This window comes from Melaminivora alkalimesophila, from assembly GCF_000282995.1.
Lineage (GTDB): Bacteria > Pseudomonadota > Gammaproteobacteria > Burkholderiales > Burkholderiaceae_C > Melaminivora > Melaminivora alkalimesophila.
Map to the genome: position 1 here is coordinate 1 of NZ_ALEE01000690.1, position 6782 is coordinate 6782.

5 protein-coding genes are annotated in these 6782 nt (G+C 70.6%); 2 read left to right on the forward strand and 3 right to left on the reverse strand.

Annotated elements, in window-relative coordinates; genetic code table 11:
- Window positions 1–21 precede the first annotated feature (21 nt).
- Entirely contained in the window at window positions 22–180 is a 159-nt protein-coding gene (locus A612_RS16650) for a DUF3309 family protein (RefSeq protein ID WP_019374970.1), read from the reverse strand.
- A gap of 84 nt (window positions 181–264) precedes the next feature.
- On the reverse strand, window positions 265–561 hold the full coding sequence (locus A612_RS13385; protein ID WP_019374971.1) for a hypothetical protein: 297 nt from the start codon (window positions 559–561) through the stop codon (window positions 265–267).
- Window positions 562–961: 400 nt separating this feature from the next.
- Between A612_RS13385 and A612_RS13390 the strand changes: the two genes are divergently transcribed.
- A complete protein-coding gene (locus tag A612_RS13390; RefSeq protein WP_019374972.1) occupies window positions 962–2569 on the forward strand; it encodes a BCCT family transporter in 1608 nt (535 codons plus the stop codon).
- On the opposite strand, the gene A612_RS13395 is transcribed toward A612_RS13390, so the two are convergent.
- A complete protein-coding gene (locus tag A612_RS13395) occupies window positions 2547–4382 on the reverse strand; it encodes an ABC transporter ATP-binding protein (RefSeq protein ID WP_040436936.1) in 1836 nt (611 codons plus the stop codon). The genes A612_RS13390 and A612_RS13395 overlap by 23 nt on opposite strands.
- Before the next feature lie 150 nt (window positions 4383–4532).
- On the opposite strand from A612_RS13395, the gene A612_RS13400 reads away from it, so the two are divergent.
- Window positions 4533–6782: bifunctional diguanylate cyclase/phosphodiesterase (locus tag A612_RS13400; RefSeq protein WP_040436937.1), on the forward strand; the 2250-nt coding region annotated here is incomplete at its 3' end.

Here is a 6782-nt window from a genome sequence, read left to right on the forward strand (position 1 = left end):
GGCGCGGCGCCCGCCGCGGGGTCATATGCGGCCCATGAGCAGCAGCACGATCAGGATCAGCACCACCAGGCCGATGCCGCCACCGGGCCCGTAGCCCCAGGAGCGGCTGTAGCCCCAGGTCGGGAGGACCCCGATCAGCACCAGGATGAGCACGATGAGCAAAATGAGGGACAGCGACATGGCCGTGGTTCCTTTCTTGGCGGAGGCTCCGCCGGGGTGAGACGAGAAGTCGGGGCGGGGCCAGGGTTCTGGCGCACGCCGGCGTCAGCCGGCCAGACCCTGCGCGAGCAGCGAGGCCTTGGCGGCGCCGGCGTCCTCGCGCTTTTTCAGGGCGGTGATGCGCGCCACCTGGCCGCCCGGGTCCGGGACCAGAGAGGACTGGGCCTGTTGGGGCTCCAGCTCGGCCTGGAGGCGGGCGACGCGCTCCCGGTACATGCGTGCCAGGGCCGCGTGGTGCTCGGCGGCGCCTTCATGCTCGAGCGCGGCCATGCGGGCTTCGTCCATGCTGCGCTGGGCGCGGCGGGCGTAGATCGTGGCGGGGTCGAAAAATCGCTTGAACATGGGCTCTCTCCAGCAGGTGGCGATGGCCCCTACCATAGAAAACATCGCCCTTGCCCCGGCGTAAGACGGCAGCCACAGCCTGGGCCGGATGGGAGGCGCGCCGGCTGTCGTCGCAGGCGTCTGCGCGCAAGCGGCTTCGCGGGCACACAGCGGCCCCTGCCCCGCGCTCGCCGTCCTGTTCCATGACCTGGACGCCAGCATCGTCCACACGGCCCTGCCGGCGATGGCGCGTGACCTGGGCGAGAGCCCGCTGCAGATGCACTCGGCGGTGGTCTCTATTCGCTGGCGCTGGCGGGCGACGGGATCCCGGCTGACAGGGAAACCCCGCGTTACCTTATCTTGCCACTGCCAAGCCTGCGTAGCATGTCGCAACATTCCGAATGACAAAGCAGGGGTTGCCATGGTCTTTCGCATATCGATAGCCATCGTCGCCGCGCTGGTGGCGCTCGCCGGCCTGGCGCCGGGGCCGTTCAACACCGCCATGCAGGCGACGCTCGCCACCGTGGTGCGCAGCGCCGGCTGGATGTACCTGCTGGTGGTGTTCCTGGCGTTGCTGTTCCTGCTGTACCTGGCCTTCGGGCGCCTGGGCCAGCTGCGCATCGGCGGCGAGGACGCCGAGCCGGAGTTCTCGCGCATGAGCTGGCTGGCGATGCTCTTTGCCGCCGGCATGGGCATCGGGCTGGTGTTCTGGGGGGCGGCCGAGCCGATCTCGCACTTCGTGCGCCCGCCCGAGGGCTTGCAGCCGCTCAGCTCCACCTCGGCGCGCGCCTCGATGCGCTATGCCTTCTTCCACTGGGGCCTGCACCCCTGGGCCATCTACGCGCTGATCGGCCTGGCGATGGGGTGGTTCCAGTACAACCGCGGCGGGCGCGGGCTGGTGAGCGACATGCTCGAGCCGGTGATCGGCCGGTGGCACCGCGGGGCGCTGGGCCATGCGGTGAACATCACGGCCGTGGTGGCGACCGCCATCGGCGTGGCGACCACGCTCGGCTTCGGCACCATCCAGATTGCCGCCGGCCTGGAGCGGGTCTTCGGCATTCCGGCCACGCGCGTGACGCAGCTGCTCATCATCGCCGTGGCCTTCGTGCTCTACATGGCGTCCAGCACCAGCGGGGTGGAGCGCGGCATCAAGTGGCTGTCGAGCTTCAACCTGGCGCTGGCGGGCCTGCTGATGCTCGGCGTGCTGCTGATCGGGCCGACCGGCTTCATCCTGGATACCTTCACGACCACGCTGGGCTCCTACATCAACCAGCTGGTGACCATGAGCCTGCGCCTGTCGCCGTTCTCCGACAGCACCTGGGTGCGCGACTGGACGGTGTTCTACTGGGCCTGGTGGATCGCGTGGGCTCCGTTCGTGGGCGCCTTCATTGCGCGGGTCTCGCGCGGGCGCACCGTGCGCGAGTTCGTGGTGGGCGTGGTGCTGGCACCCAGCCTGCTGGGCTTCGTCTGGTTCTCGGTCTTCGGCGGCGCCGCGCTGCAGGCCCAGCTGTTCGGGCAGGTCGACCTGTTGCAGGCGCTGGACAATGGCTACGAGACGGTGCTGTTCGTGCTGTTCGACAGCCTGCCGGGCAGCACCTTCCTGGCGGTGGTGGCGCTGGTGCTGCTGATCATCTTCTTCGTGACCTCGGCCGACTCGGCGGTGCTGGTGCTGGCGAGCATGTCCACCGACGAGGCGGGCGATCCGCCGCTGTTCAAGCGCGTGCTGTGGGGGGTGGCGGTGGCGTTGATCGCCGGCGCCCTGCTGCTTGCCGGCGGGCTGGATGCCTTGCAGGCACTGATCACCATCGCAGCGCTGCCTTTTGCGGTGCTGATGGCGCTGGTGATGGTCAGCCTCTACCGGGCGCTCGACCGGGAGAACCTGCGCCTGCGCCACGAGGCCCAGCGGGCGCGGCGCATGGTCGAGACCTGGATCGCGCGCGAGATGGCGGCCGATGCGGCCGCAGCGAAGGACGGACGGGCGGCTGCCGCGCCCGCTGCGGCTCCCGTCAAGCCGCCGAAGCGCCCATGAAGCCGCCGCTCTGGTGCGCCCACAGGCGCGCATAGATGCCGCCGCGGGCCAGCAGTTCGGCGTGGCTGCCCTGCTCGACGATGCGGCCCTCGTCGAGCACGACCAGCCGGTCCATGGCGGCGATGGTCGACAGGCGGTGGGCGATGGCGATCACCGTCTTGCCGTGCATCAGGGCATCCAGGCTGTGCTGGATGGCGGCCTCCACCTCGCTGTCCAGGGCGCTGGTCGCCTCGTCCAGCAGCAGGATGGGCGCGTCCTTGAGCAGCACCCGCGCGATCGCCACGCGCTGGCGCTGCCCGCCCGAGAGCTTGACGCCGCGCTCGCCGACATGCGCGTCGTAGCCTGTGCGGCCCTGCAGGTCGGTGAGGGTGGCGATGAACTCCGCCGCCTCGGCGCGCTCGGCGGCGGCGCGCATCGCTGCCTCGCCGGCGTCGGGGCGGCCGTAGAGGATGTTGTCGCGCATGGAGCGGTGCAGCAGCGAGGTGTCCTGGGTGACCATGCCGATGGCCGCGCGCAGGCTGTCCTGCGTGACCGTGCGGATGTCCTGGCCGTCGATCAGGATGCGCCCGGCGCTCACGTCCGACAGGCGCAGCAGCAGGTTCACGAGCGTGGACTTGCCCGCGCCCGAGCGGCCGATCAGGCCGATGCGCTCGCCCGGCCGGATGTGCAGGTCGAGCTGGTCGATGACGGAGCGCCCGCCCTCCTTGTAGGCGTAGCTGACGCGCTCGAAGACGATCTCGCCGCGCTCGACGACGAGCGGCCTGGCGTTCGGCGCGTCGACCACGGTGCGCGGGCGCGTGAGCGTGGCGATGCCGTCCTGGATGGTGCCGACGTTCTCGAACAATCCGGTCATCTGCCACATGATCCAGTGGGAGTAGCCCATCAGGCGCAGCGCCATGGCCAGCACCGCCGCGACCACGCCGGCGCTCGCCTGGCCCTGGGTCCACAGCCACAGACCGGTGCCGCCGGCGCCCAGCAGCAGCAGCGTGATCATCAGGTGGTTGGCGATCTCGAACTGACTCACCAGGCGCATCTGCGCGTAGCCCGTGGCCTTGAAGGCCTCCATGGCGTCGCGCGCGTAGTCGGCCTCGCGCCGCGTGTGGGCGAAAAGTTTCACGGTGGCGATGTTGGTGTAGGCGTCGGTCACGCGGCCGGTCATCATCGAGCGGGCGTCGGCCTGCGCGCGGCCGATGGCGCCCAGGCGCGGCACGAAGTACCAGCACGCCGCGCCATAGCCGAGCAGCCACAGCGCAAAGGGCAGCACCAGGCGCCATTCGAAGCTGGCGGCGAGCACCAGGATGCCGATCATGTAGACGCTCACGCCCACCAGCACGTCCACCACCATGAACACCACCTCGCGCACCGACAGCGCGGTCTGCATGACCTTGGTGGTGATGCGGCCGGCGAACTCGTCGGCGTAGAAGGCCATGCTCTGGCCGAGCATCAGGCGGTGGAACAGCCAGCGCAGGCGCATCGGGAAATTGATCGCCAGGACCTGGTGCATGACCGAGGTGTGCAGCGCCAGCAGCGGCACGCTCGCCAGCAGCGCTGCGGCGATGACCAGCACCACCGGGCCTTGCGACTGCCAGAAGCCCTGCAGCGGCACCTGCGAGAGCCAGTCCACCACGCGGCCCATGATGGCGAACAGCAGCGCCTCGTAGACTGCCAGCAGCGAGGAAGTGAGCATCAGCAGTGCGATCCAGCCGCGCATGCCCTGGGTGCAGGCCCAGAGGAAGGCGAAGAAGCCGCGCGGCGGCGCGAGCGGCTCGGCGGCGGGGTAGGGCGGCAGGCGCTCTTCGAAGAATCGGAACAGCACGCGGTCTGGGGCAGGGGAAGAAAAGGCCAAGCATAGAGCCGACCGGCCGGGCGCGTGTCGGCCAAGGGCGCGCCTGCGGCTCGAGCGCGGGCGCTGGCCACAGGGGGTGAAACAGGGCTATGCTGTGCATTTGCGCTTTCTGTCACCATGCCTTTTCCTCCCCTCGCGCACCGCCTGCCCTGGCACTGGCTACCGGCCGGGGTGGTGGCGCTGGCGGGGCTGGTGGCAAGCCATGCGCTCTGGGAGCACCAGCAGCGCCAGCTGGACGCCCTGCGGCAGGCGCGCTTCGAGCGCCAGGCGCGCTCGGCCGCGGACGTGCTGCAGCAGCGCATGCTCGCAAAGACCGACCTGCTGCTCGGGATGCGCAGCCTGCTGGTGGTCAACCCTGGGCTGTCGCGCAGCGACTTCGAGCGCGTGGCCGGCGGGCTGCAGCTGGAAGTCAACCACGTGAGCGTGCGCAACCTGCACTTCACGCGCCACGTGCCGGCCGGGCAGCGCAGCGCCTTCGAGGAACAGGCACGCAGCAACGCGCACCTGGACGGCAGCCTGCCCAGCAGCTTCCGCATCCATCCGGCGCTCGAGCAGCCGGAGTATTTCGTCGTGGACTACGTCTGGCCGCGCGAGGGCAACGAGCCGGCGCAGGGGCTGGAGATCCACTCGCAGCCGGCGAACCTGGAGGGCATGCTGCGCGCGCGCTCGACCGGCGCGTTGGTGGCCTCGGCGGCCTTCGCGTTGGCGCAGGACCGCGAGGACCGCTCTGCCGTGAACCTGCGCATGCCCGTGTTCGTGCCCGCCGGCGCTGGCGAGCCGCCGCGGTTTCTGGGTGCGGTGGGGGCGATCGTCAGCGTCGACCGGATGATCGAGAGCCTGCGTCGGCGCGGCTACCTGGATGGCCTGGAATTGGCGGTGCGCGACATTGGCCCGACCGATGCGCCGACGCCGCAGCAGGGCCGGCTGCTGTACCGGGGTGGCGCGCTGGCCGAGGGGCAGGAAAGCGTGGGCTATTCCATTGCCGTAGGCGGGCGGCTGTGGCGCCTCGGCTTCGCGCCGGCAAACTCCTTTGCTGCGCCCCAGGAGCTGCGCCAGCCGGCGCTCTTCGGGGCAGGGGCGCTGATGATTACGGCGCTGCTGACGGCGCTGGTGGGCCAGCTCACGCGGCGGCGCATGCAGGCGCTGGCCTATGCCCGGCTGGCAGGCAGGGCGGCACGCGAGAGCGAGACGCGCTTTCTGGCGGTGTTCAACCAGGCGGCCGTCGGCATGGTGCAGGTCAACTCCGACACCGGCGAGCTGGTGCGAGTCAACCAGCGCTTTTGCGACATCCTCGGCTACACGGCCCAGGAGCTCGGGGCGCTGCGCATGCAGGACATCAGCCACCCGGACGACCTGCCGCGCAGCCAGGCGCTGCTGCAGCGCATGCTGGACGGCGAGGTGGCGGAATTTCGCATGGAAAAGCGCTACCTGCGCAAAGACGGCTCCAGCGTCTGGGTCGAGCTCACGGCCTCTCCCATGCGCCCCGACGGCGGGCCGGCGCGCTACCACGTCGCGGTGGTCCACGACGCCACGCAGCGCAAGCAGGCGGAAGAGGAACTGCGCTACCTCGCCTACAACGACCTGCTCACCGGCCTGCCCAACCGCCGGCTGCTGCTCGACCGGCTGGAGCAGGCGCTGTCGCTGAGCGCCCGCCACCAGAGCTGCGGGGCGGTGCTGATGCTCGACCTGGACCATTTCAAGACCATCAACGAGACGCGGGGCCATGGCGCGGGCGACCGGCTGCTGCGCAGTGTGGCGGCGCGGCTGCGCAGTTGCCTGGACGACGACGCGACCGTCGCCCGCCAGGGCGGCGACGAGTTCGTGGTGGTCCTCAAGGAGCTGGGCGCGACCGGCACGGACGCCGCCAGGCAGGCCGAGGAGGTGGCGCGCGCCATCCTCGAGGCGGTGCGCGAGCCTTTCGTGCTTGATGGGGGCGAGCCGCACCATACGACGCTGAGCATCGGGATCACGGTCTTCAACGGCACGCGCGAGCCGGCCGACGAGCTGCTCAAGCGCAGCGAGCTCGCCATGTACGAGGCCAAGGCGGCCGGGCGCAACACGCTGCGCTTCTACGACCCGCAGATGCAGGCGGCGGTGGCGGCGCGGGTGCAGCTGGAGGCCGACATGCGGGCCGGGCTGGCGACGGGGCAGTTCGAGCTGTATTACCAGCCGAAGGTGGCGCATGGGAAGATCCAGGGGGCCGAGGCGCTGCTGCGCTGGCGCCACCCGGAGCGCGGCTTCGTGCCGCCCTCGGAGTTCATTCCGCTGGCCGAGGAGTGCGGGCTGATCCTGCAGCTGGGCCAGTGGGTGCTGCACGCGGCCTGCGAGCAGCTGGCGCGCTGGGCTGCCGAGGAGCGGCTCCCCGGC

Bases quoted from the DNA above. Each gene is read 5' to 3' on its own strand.
- A612_RS16650 (WP_019374970.1), bottom strand. From the start codon at position 180: ATGTCGCTGTCCCTCATTTTGCTCATCGTGCTCATCCTGGTGCTGATC.
- A612_RS13385 (WP_019374971.1), bottom strand. From the start codon at position 561: ATGTTCAAGCGATTTTTCGACCCCGCCACGATCTACGCCCGCCGCGCC.
- A612_RS13390 (WP_019374972.1), top strand. From the start codon at position 962: ATGGTCTTTCGCATATCGATAGCCATCGTCGCCGCGCTGGTGGCGCTC.